Below are 437 nucleotides of genomic sequence, written 5' to 3'. Positions count from 1 at the left end.
AAAAAAGCACCCGGTTGGGTGCTGTTACTTTTTCATTTCAATAACACTTAACGTTCTCGAAGTAATCATAAAGTTGCTTCTTGATTCCACATTTAATGGAATATTAACGCCCTCCTGTCGAGCAAATCCTGCTTTAAGTGTGTAGGTAACATTGCCAATAGTACTGTTATCATCAATAGCTGAAACGATAACCGCAGTCCCGTTGAAATTGACATTAATAGTACCAGTTTCAAGATTTGCACCTAATGAACCCCGTCCAATTAAATTTCCATTCCGATATATAGAAATATAAAAAGAAGCCATGGCCCTGTCATTTGCTGCAATTGGATTACCTCGTCCGTCACTTACACTAAAAGCGCCAAAAGTAGGTGTGCAAATATTTACTGAAGCATCAATTCTAACTTTTCCACCACTTCTATTCAACGTTACTTGTAAAA

Annotated in this window: 1 protein-coding gene; it reads right to left on the bottom strand. The window is 37.3% G+C overall.

The features are described from left to right. Nucleotides 1-24: 24 nt before the first annotated feature. Nucleotides 25-437, bottom strand: a 413-nt coding sequence (locus RFW85_RS12410) for a hypothetical protein (protein WP_309171573.1), incomplete at its 5' end; no start/stop codon positions are given.

It is taken from the genome of Acinetobacter sp. 12966, from assembly GCF_031196995.1.
Classification (GTDB): domain Bacteria; phylum Pseudomonadota; class Gammaproteobacteria; order Pseudomonadales; family Moraxellaceae; genus Acinetobacter; species Acinetobacter geminorum.
Note: the sequence above shows the minus strand (reverse complement) of the source record. Positions and strands in the feature narration are given on the sequence as shown.